Source organism: Microbispora sp. KK1-11, assembly GCF_006874435.1.
GTDB lineage: Bacteria > Actinomycetota > Actinomycetes > Streptosporangiales > Streptosporangiaceae > Microbispora > Microbispora catharanthi.
Genome location: NZ_VIRJ01000006.1, coordinates 192,722 through 209,556 on the forward strand (window position 1 = coordinate 192,722; position 16,835 = coordinate 209,556).

The following is a 16,835-nucleotide window of genomic DNA, read 5'->3' on the forward strand; positions in this document are numbered from 1 at the left end:
CATCCGGGCAGCGCCCGTTCGTCGGGTGGACGTACGGACGGACACGACCGGAAGGGCGACGAACGCATGGACACCGATATCCGGCAGCAGATCGCGGCGGAGCGGCGCGAACTGGCGGACCTGCTGAGCGAGCTTCCGCCGCACTCGTGGGACGCGCCCTCGCTGTGCGCGGGGTGGCGGGTGCAGGAGGTGGTGGCCCACATGACGATGCCCTACCGGCACTCCGGGCTGAGCGTGCTGGCCGGTCTCGTCAGGGCCCGGGGGAACTTCGACCGGCTGGCCGACCGGCTCGCCCGCCGGGACGCGGCGGCGCTCGGCCCGCGGGAGCTGACCGCGTGCCTGCGGGACAACGCCGAGCACCCCTGGCGCCCCCCGGGCGGCGGCTACGCGGGGGCGCTGTCGCACGACGTGATCCACGGCATGGACATCACCGTGGCGCTCGGGATCGACCGGCGGGTTCCCGGCGACCGGCTGCGCGTCCTGCTCGACAACGCGCTGTCCCCACGGAGCCGCAAGTATTTCGGCGTCGACCTGGACGGCGTCGAGCTGCGCGCCGACGACGTCGACTGGTCGCTCGGCACGGGCACCCCGTTGTCCGGCGCCGCGCAGGATCTGGTGCTGGTCCTGTGCGGCCGCCGGCTGCCCGAGGGACGGCTGCACGGCGAGCCCGCCGCCCGCTTCACCCATTTCATCCACTGAACGCGCTGCTTCGGCCGTTGATCGCATCGATGGAGAGGTCTGTGCGCTTTCGAGCGTCAAGAGCGTTAACGTGCTCGGGATCACAGACCTCTCCGGCGGGGGCGAGGAGGCTCCCGGAGGGGACTTCTCCGCTTTGAGCATCCCTGGAGGCCGCTCGATGTCGTCCCACCCTGGTTCCAGCTCCGGGCCCGTCGACCCCGACCCGCTGATCAGGAAGCACCGCACCGCCGGCGCCACGCTCACCGTGACCGCGGACGGCACGCCCCTCGCCGGCCAGGAGGTGGTCGTCGCGCAGCGCCGGCACAAGTTCCTGTTCGGCTGCATCGGGTTCGACTTCATCCCGCTGGCCAACGGCGAGACCGCGAAGGACACCGGCGAGCGGCGGTCGCTCGGCGAGGCCCCGGCTGCCGGTTCCCAGCAGGTCGCCGACCTGTGGTTCGACCTGTTCAACTTCGCCACGCTGCCCTTCTACTGGGGGCAGTTCGAGCCGGTCCGGGGCCGCCCGGACACCGAGCGGCTGCTCACCACGGCGCGGTGGTTCGCCGACCGGGGCGTCCCGGTCAAGGGGCACCCGCTCGCCTGGCACACCGAGACCGCCGATTGGCTGATGGACCTGTCGAACGCCGAGATCGCCAAGGCCCAGGTGGACCGCATCCGGCGCGACGTGACCGAGTTCTCGGGCGTGATCGACATGTGGGACGTCATCAACGAGGTCGTGATCATGCCGATCTTCGACAAGTACGACAACGGCATCACCCGGATCTGCCGGGAGATGGGCCGGATCCCGATGGTCCGGATGGTCTTCGACGCGGCCCGCGAGGCCAATCCCCACGCCACGCTGCTGCTCAACGACTTCGACATGTCCGCGGCGTACGAGTGCCTGATCGAGGGTGTGCTGGAGGCGGGCATAAAGATCGACGTGCTCGGCCTGCAGAGCCACATGCACCAGGGTTACTGGGGCGAGGAGAAGACGCTCGCCACGATCGACCGCTTCGCGCGGTACGGCCTGCCCATCCACTTCACCGAGACGACGATCGTCTCCGGCCACATCATGCCGGAGGAGATCGTCGACCTGAACGACTACCAGATCCCCGAGTGGCCGACCACGCCCGAGGGCGAGGCCCGCCAGGCCGACGAGGTCGTGCGCCACTACAAGACCCTGCTGTCCCACCCGGCCGTGGAGGCCATGACGTACTGGGGCCTGTCGGACGGCGGCTGGCTCGGGGCGCCGGGCGGCTTCGTCCGTGCCGACGGCACCCCCAAGCCGTCGTACGACGCGCTGCGCTCGCTCATCAAGGGCGAGTGGTGGCTGCCGCCGACGACCATGGTGACCGACGCGGACGGGCGCGTCCGATTCGACGGCTTCCTCGGCGAGTACGAGATCACGGCCGGCGGCCGGTCCTGCACGTTCACGCTGGACGAGCCCGGAGACGCCCAGGTGGCCGTATCCCTCTGAGCCGTATCGTCTGAGGCGTGTCCCTGGAATCGGCTGGGAGAAATCTCTGAGATTTCTCCGGCAGGATGTCGAGAATCGGGGAGCCGGCTTCTACCCAGGGGTGAGCGCGCCCACGAGGGGCGAGCGGCAGGAGGAGCGAGACATGAAGTACATGCTGCTGATGCAGTTCGGCCCGCAGAGCGGCATCTCCTCGATGGACACCTGGTCGCCGGAGGACGTCAAGGCGCACATCGAGTTCATGCACGACGTGAACCGCGGGCTCGTCGAGGCCGGCGAGCTCGTGGACGCCCAGGGACTGGCGATGCCCGACCAGGCGCGGATCGTGCGGGCCGGCGAGGGCGGCGTCCCCGTCGTCACCGACGGCCCGTTCCCGGAGACGAAGGAGTTCCTGGTCGGCTACTGGATCGTCGACTGCGAGGGACCCGAGCGTGCGTACGAGCTGGCGGGCCACATCTCGACGGCGCCCGGCCTGAACGGCGAGCCGCTCAACATGCCCATCGAGGTGCGTCAGGTGATGTCGGCTCCGCCCCAGGAACTGTGAACGGTCCGCACCCGCACGTCGACGACCTGCTGCGCCCGCTGGCGCCGCAGGTCGTCGGCGTGCTCACCCGCAGGTTCGGCGACTTCGACGCGGCCGAGGACGCGGTCCAGGAGGCACTGCTCGACGCCCTCGCCCAGTGGCCCGCCGAGGGCGTGCCGGACAGCCCGAAGGGCTGGCTGGTCCAGGTCGCGTACCGGCGGATGATCGAGCAGGTGCGGGGCGAGCAGGCACGCCGCCGCCGCGAGGAACTGGTGGCCGCGCGGGCTCCCGCCGGCCACTGGACCTCCCCGGCCGCCGACCTGACGCACGAGGCGGACGGGGACGACACGCTCGTCATGCTGTTCCTGAGCTGTCACCCCGCGCTGACGCCCGCGTCCGCCATCGCCCTGACCCTGCGGGCCGTCGGCGGGCTGACCACGGCCGAGATCGGCAGAGCCTTCATGGTGCCCGAGGCGACGATGGCGCAGCGGATCAGCCGGGCCAAGCAGCGCATCAGGGCGTCGGGGGTGCCGTTCCGCATGCCGGAGCCGGAGGAGCGCTCCGCGCGGCTCGCCGCCGTGCTGCACGTGCTCTACCTCATCTTCAACGAGGGGTACGCCGCCAGCGGCGGCCTCGGCCTGCACCGCGTCGAGCTGTCCCGCGAGGCGATCCGGTTGGCCAGGACGCTGCATCGCCTGCTGCGAGGTTCCCCGCACGGTGACTGCGAGGCGGCCGGGCTGCTCGCGCTGATGCTGCTGACCGACGCCCGGCGGCCCGCCAGGACCGGTCCGGGCGGTGTCCCCGTCCCGCTGGAGGAGCAGGACCGCGGCCTGTGGGACCGCGAGGCGATCGCCGAGGGCATCGCGCTGCTCACGGCCGCCCTGCGCCGGGGCGCCGCCGGGCCCTACCAGATCCAGGCGGCGATCGCCGCGGTGCACGACGAGGCGGCGACCGCCGAGGAGACCGACTGGCCGCAGATCCTCGCGTTGTACGGCCTGCTGGAGCGCATGTCGCCCAACCCGATGGTCTCCCTCAACCGCGCCGTCGCCGCCGCCATGGTGCACGGTCCCGCCGCCGGGCTGGCGCTGCTCGAACCGCTGGCCGACGGCCCGCTGGCGGGGCACCACCGCCTGCACACGGCGCGCGCGCACCTGCTGGAGATGGCCGGCGACCTGACGGCGGCCGTCGAGGACTACCGCGCGGCGGCGAGCCTCACGGCCAGCCTGCCCGAGCGCGGCTACCTGACCGCCCGCGCCGCCCGTCTCGGCGTGAAGCCGCGCTGACCCGCCGTCTCAGCACGTGGATCGCGGCGGTGCGCCGGTGCCGGAACCGTGGAGGATGGCGTCATGGTCGACCTCTCCCTTTACCTGGCCTTCGTCGTCGCGGCGGCGGCCCTGTGCGTCGCTCCGGGGCCCGACATGATGTTCATCGTGGCCATGGGCGGGCGGGGCGGCCCGGCCACCGGCGTGCTGGCCGCCGTGGGCGTGGCCTGCGGCGCCCTGGTGCACGCCCTGGCCGCGATGTCCGGGCTGTCGGCGCTGTTCGCGCACCTGCCGGTGCTCTACCAGGTGCTGCGATGGGCGGGCGCCGCCTATCTCGTGTACCTCGCGGTGAAGGCGTTCCGTGACCGCGGCACCGCCGGCGGGGACGAGGCGCCCCTGGCCGGTCCCGACCCGCGCCGCCTGCGCGCCTTCTGGCAGGGCATGGTCACGAACCTGCTCAACCCCAAGGTCATCCTGTTCAACATCGCGTTTCTGCCGCAGTTCGTGAACCCGGCCCTGGGCCATGTCACCGTCCAGTTCCTGATCCTCGGGCTGACCCTGGTGCTGCTCGGCCTCGGCGTCGACGCCACGGTGGGCACCCTCGCGGGACGGCTCGCGGCGCTGCTCCGGCGCAGCCGCCGGTTCGCCCGCGGCCTGAACGTCGTCAGCGGCTCCGTCTTCGCCGCCCTGGCCGTCCGGCTGGTGACCTCCCCGGATTAGAGCCCGGAAGCACGGCGCGGAACACGGCGCAGGGAACACGACCGGCGGCGGGCCCGGCCGGTTCCCCCGGCGTCAGGGACGGCGGGGATCCGAACCCGACGCGAGGCGGCGGGCGAGGAACTCGAGCGCCGCGACGACCTCGGCGACCTGCGCCGGGTCGTCGGTGCCCAGGGCCGCCGCGAGGGGCCCCTCGACACCCGCCGCGCGTACGGCCTCCACGCGCGTGGGTCGCCCGGGCGCCTGCCTGATCACGACCCGGCGGCGGTCGGCCGGATCGGGGGCCGTCACGACCGCCCCGGCCTCCTTCAGCCGGGCGACGGCCCCCGACACCGCGCTCTGCGGCAACCCCGTGCGGGCCGCGATCTCCCCTACGGAGGTCTCCGGATGGGCGCGCAGGTCGGCGACGACCACCAGCACGGTCCGGACACTGGCGGCCTGCGTCGTTCTCGACGGGCTGATGTCCCCGACCGGCATGGCCTCTTCGCCGATCTTCATGAGGGTCCTGCCGAGCAGGAAGAGGTCGACTCCGTTCACCACTCCACAATACATCAAACTTGATGCATCAGATTTGATGGATTATCGTCCGGATCACCCGATCCGAGAGGACGCCCCCATGAACGGCACGCTCCGCACGAACGGCGCCACCATCTACTACGAGGTGCACGGCACCGGGCCCGTGCTCCTCATCTCGCAGAGCGGGGAGGGCGACGCGGACCGCACCACCGACCTGGTCCGGCACCTCACCGGCGACCACACCGTCATCACCTACGACCGGCGCGGCCTGTCCCGCAGCACCCTCGACGACTCCGGCGGCGGCGCGACCATGGCCGACCATGCCGACGATGTCCACCGCCTGCTCGCCGCCGTGACCGACCGGCCGGCGTACATGCTCGGATGCAGCTTCGGCGCGGCCATCGGGCTGCACCTGGCCGTCGAGCATCCGGAACAGCTCCACACCCTGATCGCGCACGAGCCGGTCACCCCCGGTCTCCTGCCCGCCTCCGAACGTGCCCGTCACGTGCGGGAGCTGGAGGAGCTGCAGCACCTCTACCGTGAGCGCGGCCTCGCCGACGCGTTCGTCAAGATCGCCGAAACCCTGGGCATCGACCCCGTCGCCCAGGACACCGAGCCCGGGCTGACCCCGCATCCGTTGAACGACCGGCGGCGGGCCGGCTTCGACTTCTTCATCCGCAACGACTTCACCGCGATCGCCCGCGACACGCTGGACGTCGCCGCGCTCGGGGACACCCCGGTCCGCGTCGTCCCGGCCTTCGGGCGAACCACGCCGCGGCACGTCTTCGACTACCGGTGCGCACAGGAGCTCGCCGCGCTCCTCGGGGTCGAGGCGCGGGAGTTTCCCGGCGGGCACAACGGCGGCACGACCCACCCCCGCGCGTACGCCACCCGCATCCGCGGACTCCTGGCAGGCTCCGGTGACGACGCTCTTGACGTGGGCTGACGCCGCGCTCTAAGTTGCTGCAGAAACCGACAATTTTCACAAATTTCCCGAAAGGTTTCGAGTCGGCCGATACCCGCCGGACGGGTGCGGCACGACCCGTCGCCGCCACATGATTCGGAGTCCGCGTGAAGGTCCTCTACATCGGCGGCACCGGAACGATCAGCTCGGCCTGCGTGGCCGAGTCGGTGCGCCGGGGCCTTGACGTCCACGTGCTCAACCGGGGCCACACCGCCCGGCGCCGTCCCCTGCCCGAGGGGGTCACGACGCTCACCGCCGACGTGCGGGACCGCGACGCGCTGCGCCGGGCCCTGACCGGGAGGACGTACGACTGCGTCGTCGACTTCCTCGGCTACACGGCCGAGGACGCCGCGGCGGCGGTGAACCTGCTGGACGGCCGCACCGCCCAGTACGTCTACATCAGCAGCGCCTCCGTCTACCACAAGCCGGTGCGGCGGGCGCCGTTCACGGAATCGACCACCCGGCGCAACCCCTACCTCGCCTACGCACGAGACAAGATCGCCGCCGAGGACGTCCTGCGCCGCGCCTACGAGGAGCGCGACTTCCCCGTCACGATCGTGCGCCCCTCGCACACCTACGACGACGCGCACCCGCCGCTTCCCGGCGACTGGACGGCGTGGGACCGGGTCGCGCGCGGCGACGAGATCGTGGTGCCCGGCGACGGCACCAGCCTGTGGACCCTGACGCACGCGGACGACTTCGCCGTCGGCCTCGTCGGCCTGATCGGCGCCTGGCAGGCGCTCGGCGAGGACTTCCACATCACCTCCGACGAGGCGCTGACCTGGAACGAGATCTACGAGGTCGTCGGGAGGGCGGCCGCGGCACCGGCCCGGCTCCTCCACCTGCCCGCGGAGTTCCTGCCGCTCGTCGCGCCGGACTGGTTCTGGTCCGACCTGATCGTCGGCGACCTCCAGCACACCGCCCTGTTCGACACCACGAAGATCAGGCGGTTCGTCCCGTCGTTCCGGCCGGTCGTCACCTGGGCGGAAGGGGCCAGGCGACTGCACGCCTGGCGGTCCGCCCACCGGGAGGAGACCCGGCCCGACGCCGCGACCGACGCGGTGCTGGCCCGGCTGGCCGAAGGACACCGGATCGCCTCGGCGGCCGTGGCACGCCTGGCGCCCGGCCACCGCTGACGGCTCGTGACGGAAGGACGCTCCCGATGCCCCTCGATTCCCGCGACGACCTGACGGTCCCGGACCCGGCGCTGCGCCGGCCGTTCGGGCGCACCGGCCTGGCGGTGACGCCGATCTGCGTCGGCACCAGTCCCCTGGCGAGCATGCCGGGACTGTACGGGTACGAGGTCGGCGAGCAGCGAGCGCGGGCCACGGTGGAGGCCGTGTTCGACGGGCCGTTCAACTTCCTCGACACCTCGAACAACTACGGCGGCGGCAGCGCCGAACGACGCATCGGCGCCGTGGTCCGCCGCCGCGACGGCGTGCCCGACGGATTCGTCCTGGCCACCAAGGTCGACGCCGACCCGGACACCGGCGACTTCTCCGGCGAGCGCGTGCGCCGTTCGGCCGAGGAGAGCCTGGAACGGCTCGGCGTCGGCCACGTGCCGCTGCTGTACCTGCACGACCCCGAATTCCACATCACCTTCGAGGAGGCCATGGGCCCGGGCGGTGCGGTGGAGGCGCTGGTCGCGCTGCGGGACGCCGGCGTCGCCGGCCATCTCGGCATCGCGGGTGGCCCTGTCGGCCTGTTGCGCAGGTATGTCGCCACCGGCGTGTTCGACGCCGTGATCAGCCACAACCGCTGGACGCTGGTGAACCGCGAGGCCGGCCCGCTGCTCGACGAGGCCCGCGATCGCGGCGTCGCCTTCGTCAACGGCGCGCCGTACGGTGGCGGGATGCTGGTCAAGGGACCCGACGCCCAGCCCCGCTACGCCTACCGGGACACCGGCGAGTCCGTCCGGAACGCGGTCCGCGCCATGCGGCGGGTCTGCGACGCGCACGGCGTGCCCCTCGCCGCCGCCGCGCTGCAGTTCTCGCTGCGCGATCCCCGGGTGGCGTCCACCATCGTCGGCGTCTCGGAACCCGAGCGGCTCGAGGAGACGCTGAGCCTCGCGACCACGCCGATCCCGCCGGGTCTGTGGGACGAACTCGACCGGCACCTGCCCTCTCCCGCCGCCTGGCTGGACTGATCGTCCGCCCGGCTTCCCGGTTCTCGGTCAGGTGCCGGCCCGGGGGTAGGGCGCGTACGGGAAGCGGCGCTCACAGGAGACCGGCGTCGCGCACCTTCATCGCCACCTGGACGCGGTTGTCGGTGCCGAGTTTGGCGAAGATCCTGGTGATGTTCGCCTTCACGGTGGCGACGCTCATGTAGAGACGCTCGGCGATCTCGGCGTTCGACCTGCCGTGCGCCACCTCGACCGCGACCTCGAGTTCGCGCTCGGTGAGCCTGCCCAGCTCCTCCCGCGCCCGCGGGAGGGCCGGTCCGGACCCGCCGGTCGCCGCGGCGATCACCTGCCGGGTGACGCTCGGCGACAGCACGGGCTCGCCCTTCGCCACGGCGCGGACCGCCTCGATCATCCGGGGCGGCGGGGTGTCCTTCAGCAGGAAGCCGTCGGCGCCGAGCCGCAGGGCCCGCAGCACCATGTCGTCGGCGTCGAACGTGGTGAGCACGAGGATCCGCGGCGGGCCGGGCTGCGCCCGCAGCAGCTCGGTGGTGGTCAGCCCGTCCTGGTTGGGCATCCGGATGTCCAGCAGCACCACGTCGGGACGCAGGTCGCGGATCACGTCCATGGCGCGCAGCCCGTCCTCGGCCTCGCCGACGATGTCGAAGTCGGGTTCGCCTCCGAGGATGAGACGCAGCCCGGTCCGCACCATCGCGTCGTCATCCACTATCACCAGCCGGGTCACGATCCGCAGCCTCCCATGGCAATCGGACATCAAGGATGAATCGCCCGTCCTGGATCGTATGGCTCAGGGTGCCGCCCGCCATCCTCGTCCGCTCCGCCAGGCCCACCAGGCCCAGCCTGCCGCCCGGGCCGGGAGCCGAGCCGGAGCGGGTGGGGTTCGTCACCCGGATCCGCAGGCCCTCCCCCGGCCGTCCGCCGAGTTCGGCGGTGACCCCGGCGCCGGGCGCGTGCTTGCGCGCGTTGGTCAGCGCCTCCTGCACGATCCTGTAGGCGTGCCGGCCCGTCTGCGCGGGCAGCGACTCCCGGCCGTCGATGCTGTCGTCCACCTCGACCCGCTGGCCTGCGGCGCGGACCTCGCCGAACAACGCGTCCAGATGAGCCAGGTCGGGCTGCGGCGCCTCCACGGCGCCGTCGTCGCGGAGCGTGCGCAGCACCGTGCGCAACTCGTTGAGCGACTGGTGCGCGTTCTCCTGGATGGCCAGCGCGGCCTCGCGCGTCTGCTCCGGGCCGAGATCGGTCCGGTAGGCCAGGCCGCCGGCCAGCATCGCCAGCAGGGAGATCCGGTGCGCGAGCACGTCGTGCATCTCCTGGGCGATCTTGACCCGTTCCGCCAGCCGCGCCTGGTCGATCCGCTGACGCTGCTCACGCTCGGCGGCCCGCGCCCGCTCGCGCAGGGACAACTCCAGGTCGCGGCGTCCGCGCAGGTAGAGGCCGAACACGGTCAGCCCGCCGAGAATCGTCAGCCCCGACACCGAGGAGACGACCGTGGCCTGGTCTATGCCGCCCACGGCCCCGCCGGCCAGCAGGCACACCGCGGACACGACCGCGACCGGGATCGTCCGGCTCCATCGGCGATGGGTCACCAGGGACACGTACGCGACCTGCGCGGGACCCGTCGCCGTGGCCGAGAACGTGGTCAGCAGGGCCGTCGCCAGGGCGATCTGCCACGGCCACCGGCGCCGCCACCGCATCAGGACCAGCCCGATCAGGCCGAGCGCCGTGTCGATCAGCGCCTTCGGGAGACGGTCGCCGTCGTGCAGGACGAGCCAGGCCAGGACCGTGCCGTGGAAGAGCATGGGCACCACGGCGCACAGGTAACGCAGCGCGACACCCTGCCTGTCGAGGGGTGGCTGGTAGTCCGGTCGGCCGTGCACAGCCCCACAGCTTAGGGACCACACCGGACAGCTATTAGCGACCTGGGTCGACCTGTGGACAACCGTGGGTATCGCCCGCGACCGAAAGGCCGGGCCCCGCGTCGAGACGCACCGGACCCCGGTCCGATGCGGCGGCGTCCGCCCTCGCGGTGGACTGGGCGGCATGATCGAGTTCAGAAACGTCAGCAAGATCTACGGGAAGGTGAAGGCGCTCGACGACGTGACCTTCACCGTCGGGGCCGGGAGCGTCACCGGCTTCCTCGGGCCCAACGGCGCCGGTAAGTCGACGGCCCTGCGCATCCTGGTCGGACTCGCCCGCCCCTCCTCCGGTTCGGCGACCGTCCTCGGCGTGCCGTACGCCGAGATGGCCTGCCCGGGCCTGTGGGTCGGCACCCTGCTCGACGCCGGGGCCCAGCATCCGGGCCGCACCGGCAGGGAGGTCCTGACGCTCGGCGCGATGACGCTCGGACTGCCGCGGACCCGGGTCGGCGAGGTGCTCGACCTGGTGGGGCTGACCGAGCGGGAGAGCCGGCGGACGATCGGCGGCTACTCACTCGGAATGCGCCAGCGGCTCGGCATCGCGCACGCCCTGCTCGGCGCTCCCGAGGTGCTCATCCTGGACGAGCCCGCCAACGGCCTCGACCCTCAGGGGATCCACTGGATGCGCCGCCTGCTGCGCGACCTCGCCGAGGCCGGGTGTGCCGTGCTGCTCAGCTCGCACCTGCTGCACGAGGTGGAACAGGCCGCGGATCGCATCGTGATGATCGGCCGGGGCCGCGTGCTCGCCCAGGGCACGGTCGACGAGCTGAGCCGGGGCCGCGGCCTCGAAGAGACCTTCCTCGAACTGACCGCGCACACGGACCGGAGCCAGGGCGCCGGCACGTCCCCGGGCGCCGACGTGGGCCGAGGCGCCGCATGAGCCGCGCCGCGCACCACCCGGACGACATCGCGGGGGCCGCGCCGAGCCCCGTCACGAAGGACGACAAGATGAACGCCGACCGGCCGATCCCGTTCCGCAGACTGCTCATCGTCGAAGCCCGCAAGCTCGCCGACACCCGCAGCGGCAAGATCATCGCTTTGGTCATGGTCGGGCTGGTGGTCGCGTCCGTCGCCGCGCGCGGCGCCGTCGCCGGGCCGAAGCTGCAGACCCTGGTGGGCACGGCGGGGATCGCCCTCGGCACCCTGCTCCCGGTGCTCGGCATCCTCACGGTGACCGGCGAGTGGGCGCACCGCACGGCGCTGACCACCTTCGTGCTCGAACCGCGCCGTCATCGGGTCCTCGCCGCCAAATGCCTGCCGCCCCTGCTCGCGGCGGTGGCGCTCTCCCTGTTCGCCATGCTGGTCGCGGTGCCGGTCACGGCCGCCGTGGCCGGGGTCCGGAACATGCCCGCCGTCTGGGAGGTCCGGCCTCTCGGGCTGCTCGGCTGGACCGGGGTGAACGTCTTCGTGGCCGCCGCGGGACTCGCCCTCGGCGCGCTGCTCCTCAACGCACCCGCCGCGATCGTGATCAACCTGTCGACTCCGGTCCTGTGGGCCGTCGTCGGCAGACTCGGTTCCATCGGCGCGACCCTCGCCGAGTGGCTCGACCTCAACTCCACCGTCGCTCCCCTGGTGAGCGGCGACATGACGTGGAGCGAGGGCGCCCGGCTCGCGACATCGGTCGCCTTCTGGATCGTCATCCCCATGGCCGCCGGCCTGGTCCGCGTGCTCCGCAAGGAGGTGACCTGACCGGGCCAGCCCAACGGTGGGCTACAGCCGGTCGAGGAGCATGGCGATGCGGTCGGTCTCCGCGGCCAGGAGGTGCTCCGGCACCGGTTCGAACAGCTCGACGACCGGACGCCCCTCCTTGGCCTCCCAGACGCCCGCCACCCGGCCTCGATGAACGACCACGGGCGAGATCCACCCCGCCGTCCGGCTCACCTTGGGCCGCACGGCCTTCGGCAGGAGCGGTTCCAGGTCACGCGGCGCGCCCAGGATGAACTGGTCGAAGCCGGGCAGCAGATGCACGTCCTCCGACGGCGGGCAGGCCAGCAGGTCGTCGAGAAGCTCCGCCGGCAGCACGGCGGGCATGCCCTCCACCTCGACCTGCGCCAGCTCACCCTCCAGCTCCCCGAACCAGCCGCGCAGGGCGGCCTTCGGCGTGACGCCGCGGAACAGCCAGGCGTCGAACATCCGGGGGGTGGCCGGGCCGTGGGCGCCGAGGAACGCGCGGAGCACGCGCACTCCCCCCTCCTCCGGCGAGAGCACCTCCCCCCGGCCGCCTGGAAGCCAGTCGGCCGGCGTGGTGAAGGTGACCCTGCGGTCACGCGGCGGGCCGTAGCACAGCTCGCCCAGGAAGCTGAGCGGCTTGAGCAGCGCGCCCCAGCCGGACGTGAGGGCCTCTCTCAGGTGGGCGTCCCCGGTCACCTCGATGACCGCCTCGACCAGCTCCTCGCGGGTCAGCACCCGGCCGGACAACGCGCGCGGAACGGCGTCCACGACGGCCTCGATCTCCCGGGCGGACACCCCGTGACCGCGCTGCCAGGAGGCTCTCTCCCAGAAGCGCAACGCCCCGAGGGCGGCGCGGTAGGCGGGGAACTCGTCGGCCGGGAGGAGATGGAGCGTGCTGCGCATCGTCCAGGTCTTGACCAGCGTGCGGTCACGCCACAGGGCGTCCTCGATCTCTCCCGGGCGCGGGTTCGCATGCCGTACGGCCACGGCCAGCGCCGCCGACGAGGCGACCTGCGCCTGCACCCCGCACAGCCGCCGGACGATCGCCACCGCGTCGCCGCCGTCCGCGGGCTCGACGAACTGCCGTCTCAGCCTCCAGGCGAGCACCTGCGCCCAGGTCGTCTCCGCAACCACGCCACACTTCTACACCCCGGGTACGACAAGTCGCGCACCCCCGGTGCGCGGTCGTGCGAGCTCTTCGCACGCGCACGACCGGATCGGACGTATGCCTGCCCAGCACGGGCGACCGTTCAGCGCTTGAGAGCGCGGTACCGTTTGAGCAGAGCGGTGATCTTCTCGTGGTTCGCGCCGCCGTTCAGTTCGTTCAGCAGATCGTCGGGGCACAGCTCGTAGAGATCTCCCCACCATCGGCGGGCTTTGTTGTCCCAGATCCGGTAGCCGCCCGGCACCCCTCTTGCCACATACCGTCTCCTGCTCACTGCGCGACGCGGTTCCTTCGGGTGTCAGCCGAGCCGGCGCAGGAGGTGCTCGCGGGCGGCGCGGTCGCCGGGGCCGCCCCGCTCCGCGAGGCGTTCGGCGACGTAGCGGCGGTGGGCCCCGTCCACGTTCCCGCCGTACTTGAACTTGCCGTCGACCTTCTGGACGGCCAGCCGGAGGCCGCGGATGCCCGGCAGCCGCCGGTGATGCTCGGCGGGGTCGGCGAGATCGTGGTCCAGACGGGCGAGCTGGGCACGCAGGATGCCGAGTTTCCCGTCGGGGTCGTCGACGATCTCCGCGTGACACACCAGCTGGACGGCCGCGTAATACGTCGTGGGGACGCCGAGCCGGGGATCCTCGCCGGTGCCGGGCAGCGCCTTCCACGCCCCCTCGACGTACGCCCAGTCACCGGCCACGGCCATGACCACGGCGGGGTTCTCCTCGATCGCCGACCAGACGGGGTTCGGCCGGGCGAGGTGCAGCAGGATCGTGGAGGCGTCGGCGAGGAGGAACTGCGTCGGCACGACCACCGGCACGTCGCGATCGCGTCCGGACGCGATGAGGTGACCGAACTCGTTCGCGCGGACGAACGCCAGCGCCTCCTCGTCCGTGGCGGCGTCCCAGGGATGGATCAGCACCCCTTCACTGTACGCACTCGCCGCGGTGACATACCGCGCCGGTTTCCGGCGCTCTTCGCCGCTGAATGTCCGTGACATTTCCGCTTCGAGCGGCTGGGCGGACTGGTGAAATCCGTCATCGCGGTCAAGAGGACGTGAGGAAGTGATAGGCGCCGGCCCCCTACCGCCCGCCGAGGCCGGCGTCCCTGGCGCGCGCCACCGCCGCCGCGCGATCGGAGACGCCGAGCTTGGCGAAGATGTTCGACACGTGGTTGCGTACGGTCTTCTCGCTCAGATACAGGCGCCGCGCGATGGCGTGGTTGGTGAGACCGGCGGCGACGAGGTCGAGCACCTCCAGTTCGCGTTCCGTCAGCTCGGGCACCGGCCGGGGCCGTACGGCCGACGCGGTGAGAGCGGCCAGCACCCTGCTTCCGGTCGCCGCGCCGAACACGACCTGTCCCGAGGCCACCGCCTCCAGCGAGCGCACGATGTCCGCGGGCGTCGCCTCTTTGAGCAGGTAGCCGCGGGCTCCGGCCCGTACGGCGGCGAGGATCGACGCGTCGTCGGACAGCATGGTCAGGGCCAGCACGGCCACTTCGGGATGCCGGGCCGTGATGCGCGAGGTCGCCTCGATCCCGCTCATGCCCGGCAGATGCAGATCCATCAGGACGACGTCGGGAGCGACCTGGTCCACCAGCTCGACGGCCGCCTCGCCGGTGCTCGCCACCCCCGCGACCTCCACCTCGGGCAGATCACGGAAGAGCGCGACCAGCCCTTCGGCGAACACCGGGTGGTCCTCCACCACCATGACGCGGATCATCGGACCGCCAGCGGAAGCCGTACGACCAGGTGCGTGCCCGCCCCGGCCTGGTCGAGCAGTTCGAAGGTGCCGTTGAGCTCCTCGGACCGGCGCCGCATCGAGGCGAGGCCGAACCCGTGGCGGGCGGGAGCCCCCACCCCGACGCCGTCGTCGTCGACCCGCAACTCCAGAACGCCCGGCGCGTCGCTCGCCCGCAGGCTGACGGTGCACCGGGACGCCATGGCGTGCCGTACGGCGTTCGTCATGGCCTCGGCCGCGATCCGGTAGGCGGCCAGCTCGACCGGCGGCGGAAGGGCGGGCAGGTCGGGCGGGGCCTCCACCTCGACCGCGAGGTCGCCCGCGAAGCCCCTGCCGAGCTCGGCCAGCGCGCCGGTGAGCCCCAGCGTGTCCAGAGGCGGCGGGCGCAGGTCGTTGACGATCGCACGGACGTTCTCGACCGTGCCGCGGATGCGGCCGGACAGCTCGTCCATCACCCGTTTGGCCCCCTCGGGGTCGGTGTCGACCAGGCGCCGGCCGCGGTCCACCTGCAGCGCGAGGGCCGCCAGCGTGGGGCCGAGCCCGTCGTGGAGTTCGTAGAGCAGCCGGTCACGCTCCTCCTGCCGGGCCGCAAGCAGCCGCCCGTGCGAACGCTCGAGATCGGCCCCGAGGCGGTGCGCCCGCACGGCCACCGCGACGTGCGGCGCGAGCTGCGCCAGCAGCGCACGGTCCTTGGGGCGCAGCCGCTCCCCCAGCACCAGCGTGCCGACCCGCTCGCCCTGGTAGAGGAGCGGAACACGCTCAGTCGCGTCGACGCCGACGCCGCCGGGGCGGCCCCAGGAGGCCACGACCGCACCCGGCTCCTCGACGGCCACGTAGTGGATGCGCAGGACCCGCCCGACCTCCGCGGCCATCCGCTCCAGGAGGTCACCGGGCGCACCCGCGTCCGAGAGCCGCACACCGAGGCGGCGCAGCGCGCGTGCAGGATCGTCGCGATCGCCGTACACGAGGCGGTTCGCGGCGGCGGACACCCGCAGGTAGAGAGGGTGCACCGCGAGCGCCACGATCAGCGCGGACGCGCCGGAGCCGATCGCGTTGCCGAGCGTGGCCGCGACCAGGGCGTACGCGGCCAGCAGGGCGACGCTGACGGCGCCGAACGCGAGCGCGCGCGACAGCAGGAGATCGAGGTCCCAGAGGCGGTGCGCGACGACGGCCACCGACACCGCCACCGGCAGCGGTACGGCGGCGAGCGCCACGATGACCGGCCCCCACGGCACGAACAGGGCGACGCCGAGCAGGCCCACCGTCAGCAGCGCGGCGGCCAGCACCCATTGGAGCCGCCGTCGCACCTCCTCGTCCGCCGACCGGTAACGGCCGACGAGCGAGCCGACCGCGGCGAGCACCGCGCCGACCGTGCACACCGTGCCCGCGGCTCTGAGGACGTCAGGAACCCCGGTGAGTCCGGCCAGCACGCCGGTGTACCCCTTCGGGAAGAGCCCGGGGACCTGCTCGTAGGTCACCGGGCGGAGCATCCAGTCGAGCGTGTTCACCCCGATGCCGGCGTACGCCGCGGCCGACGCGGGCCACCATCGGCGCGAGGGGAGCCGGCCGTCCGGGAAGATCAGCAAGAAGATCGTCGGGACCAGGAGGTAGGCGGGGATCCACACCCAGTTGGACACCCACATCGCCCACTCGTCCCCCGGCAGGCCGATGCCGTCGTCGACGCTGTCGTTGACGCCGTCGTTGATGCCGAGCAGGCCGTACGCGCCGAGGGCGAGCCCGAGCCCCTGGGCCGTGCCTACGACCACCATCACCCAGCCGACCCGGCTCCCCGGCCGCTGCGCCACCACGAACAGGCCGGGCACGCCGAACGACAGCGCCGCGACCGCGCGGAAGGCGTCGAACCGTTCGACGATCCCCGTCACGCCCAGCTGCCGCAGCCTGGGCTCGACGACCAGCGTCCCGAGGACCAGGACGAGCAGCGCGCCCGCCGCCACGGCGGCGCGCCGGGCCGATCTGTCCGTCATGAAGGGGATGTTGCCATCCGCGTGTCCCGTCGTCACGGGACGAGATGTCCCGTCTTGCGCAGGACCGACGGCTCATGCCGGCCGGACGTCCCGCGCC

18 protein-coding genes are annotated in these 16,835 nt (G+C 72.5%); 10 read left to right on the forward strand and 8 right to left on the reverse strand.

Features of this window, described 5'->3' with window-relative positions; translation table 11 throughout:
- Positions 1 to 66 precede the first annotated feature (66 nt).
- The 5 genes from FLW16_RS11780 to FLW16_RS11800 all read left to right on the forward strand — a co-directional run bounded on the left by FLW16_RS11780 (position 67) and on the right by FLW16_RS11800 (position 4,657).
- Positions 67 to 699, forward strand: a complete 633-nt coding sequence (locus FLW16_RS11780) for a maleylpyruvate isomerase family mycothiol-dependent enzyme (protein ID WP_142560032.1) — start codon at positions 67 to 69, stop codon at positions 697 to 699.
- Between the two features lie 70 nt (positions 700 to 769).
- Complete coding sequence (locus FLW16_RS11785) at positions 770 to 2,155, forward strand: endo-1,4-beta-xylanase (RefSeq protein WP_221891027.1); 1,386 nt, start codon at positions 770 to 772, stop codon at positions 2,153 to 2,155.
- A 142-nt stretch (positions 2,156 to 2,297) separates the two neighbouring features.
- Positions 2,298 to 2,696: a YciI family protein gene (locus FLW16_RS11790; RefSeq protein ID WP_142560033.1), complete on the forward strand. Its 399-nt coding sequence runs from the start codon at positions 2,298 to 2,300 to the stop codon at positions 2,694 to 2,696.
- On the forward strand, positions 2,693 to 3,958 hold the full coding sequence (locus FLW16_RS11795; RefSeq protein ID WP_142560034.1) for an RNA polymerase sigma factor: 1,266 nt from the start codon (positions 2,693 to 2,695) through the stop codon (positions 3,956 to 3,958). Before FLW16_RS11790 ends, FLW16_RS11795 begins: the two co-directional genes overlap by 4 nt.
- A 63-nt stretch (positions 3,959 to 4,021) precedes the next feature.
- Positions 4,022 to 4,657 (forward strand): LysE family translocator, encoded by a 636-nt coding sequence (locus tag FLW16_RS11800; RefSeq protein WP_142560035.1) that lies wholly within the window; start codon positions 4,022 to 4,024, stop codon positions 4,655 to 4,657.
- 72 nt (positions 4,658 to 4,729) lie between these two features.
- On the opposite strand, the gene FLW16_RS11805 is transcribed toward FLW16_RS11800, so the two are convergent.
- Positions 4,730 to 5,191, reverse strand: a complete 462-nt coding sequence (locus FLW16_RS11805; RefSeq protein WP_142560036.1) for a MarR family winged helix-turn-helix transcriptional regulator — start codon at positions 5,189 to 5,191, stop codon at positions 4,730 to 4,732.
- Positions 5,192 to 5,270: 79 nt separating this feature from the next.
- Here FLW16_RS11805 and FLW16_RS11810 point away from each other — a divergent pair, with 79 nt between their 5' ends.
- The 3 genes from FLW16_RS11810 to FLW16_RS11820 all read left to right on the forward strand — a co-directional run bounded on the left by FLW16_RS11810 (position 5,271) and on the right by FLW16_RS11820 (position 8,280).
- The gene (locus FLW16_RS11810) at positions 5,271 to 6,116 is read left to right on the forward strand and encodes an alpha/beta fold hydrolase (RefSeq protein ID WP_142560037.1); all 846 of its coding nucleotides are present in this window, start codon (positions 5,271 to 5,273) and stop codon (positions 6,114 to 6,116) included.
- Between the two features lie 125 nt (positions 6,117 to 6,241).
- A complete protein-coding gene (locus FLW16_RS11815; protein ID WP_142560038.1) occupies positions 6,242 to 7,270 on the forward strand; it encodes an NAD-dependent epimerase/dehydratase family protein in 1,029 nt (342 codons plus the stop codon).
- A gap of 26 nt (positions 7,271 to 7,296) precedes the next feature.
- A complete protein-coding gene (locus FLW16_RS11820; RefSeq protein WP_142560039.1) occupies positions 7,297 to 8,280 on the forward strand; it encodes an aldo/keto reductase in 984 nt (327 codons plus the stop codon).
- Between the two features lie 70 nt (positions 8,281 to 8,350).
- Here the strand turns inward: FLW16_RS11820 and FLW16_RS11825 are convergent, their stop codons facing one another.
- The gene (locus tag FLW16_RS11825; protein WP_260615179.1) at positions 8,351 to 8,998 is read right to left on the reverse strand and encodes a response regulator transcription factor; all 648 of its coding nucleotides are present in this window, start codon (positions 8,996 to 8,998) and stop codon (positions 8,351 to 8,353) included.
- Positions 8,973 to 10,151 (reverse strand): sensor histidine kinase, encoded by a 1,179-nt coding sequence (locus FLW16_RS11830; protein ID WP_185949375.1) that lies wholly within the window; start codon positions 10,149 to 10,151, stop codon positions 8,973 to 8,975. The genes FLW16_RS11825 and FLW16_RS11830 overlap by 26 nt, the downstream gene beginning before the upstream one ends.
- 163 nt (positions 10,152 to 10,314) lie before the next feature.
- Between FLW16_RS11830 and FLW16_RS11835 the strand changes: the two genes are divergently transcribed.
- Together FLW16_RS11835 and FLW16_RS11840 are read left to right on the forward strand one after the other, a co-directional pair.
- A complete protein-coding gene (locus FLW16_RS11835; protein WP_142560042.1) occupies positions 10,315 to 11,070 on the forward strand; it encodes an ABC transporter ATP-binding protein in 756 nt (251 codons plus the stop codon).
- Positions 11,067 to 11,879: an ABC transporter permease gene (locus FLW16_RS11840; protein WP_142560043.1), complete on the forward strand. Its 813-nt coding sequence runs from the start codon at positions 11,067 to 11,069 to the stop codon at positions 11,877 to 11,879. The genes FLW16_RS11835 and FLW16_RS11840 overlap by 4 nt, the downstream gene beginning before the upstream one ends.
- A 21-nt stretch (positions 11,880 to 11,900) precedes the next feature.
- Here FLW16_RS11840 and FLW16_RS11845 read toward each other — a convergent pair whose 3' ends face one another.
- From FLW16_RS11845 to FLW16_RS11865, 5 genes are all read right to left on the reverse strand, one after another.
- Positions 11,901 to 12,995, reverse strand: coding sequence for a winged helix DNA-binding domain-containing protein (locus tag FLW16_RS11845; RefSeq protein ID WP_142560044.1), 1,095 nt, complete (start codon positions 12,993 to 12,995; stop codon positions 11,901 to 11,903).
- 116 nt (positions 12,996 to 13,111) lie between these two features.
- Complete coding sequence (locus tag FLW16_RS11850) at positions 13,112 to 13,282, reverse strand: hypothetical protein (RefSeq protein WP_142560045.1); 171 nt, start codon at positions 13,280 to 13,282, stop codon at positions 13,112 to 13,114.
- Between the two features lie 42 nt (positions 13,283 to 13,324).
- Positions 13,325 to 13,936, reverse strand: coding sequence for an FMN-binding negative transcriptional regulator (locus FLW16_RS11855; protein ID WP_142560046.1), 612 nt, complete (start codon positions 13,934 to 13,936; stop codon positions 13,325 to 13,327).
- 160 nt (positions 13,937 to 14,096) lie between these two features.
- Entirely contained in the window at positions 14,097 to 14,735 is a 639-nt protein-coding gene (locus FLW16_RS11860; protein WP_142560047.1) for a response regulator transcription factor, read from the reverse strand.
- Positions 14,732 to 16,738 carry a GAF domain-containing sensor histidine kinase gene (locus FLW16_RS11865; protein ID WP_142560048.1) on the reverse strand — a complete coding sequence of 669 codons (2,007 nt, stop codon included), beginning with the start codon at positions 16,736 to 16,738 and terminating at the stop codon, positions 14,732 to 14,734. The genes FLW16_RS11860 and FLW16_RS11865 overlap by 4 nt, the downstream gene beginning before the upstream one ends.
- Positions 16,739 to 16,835 lie beyond the last annotated feature (97 nt).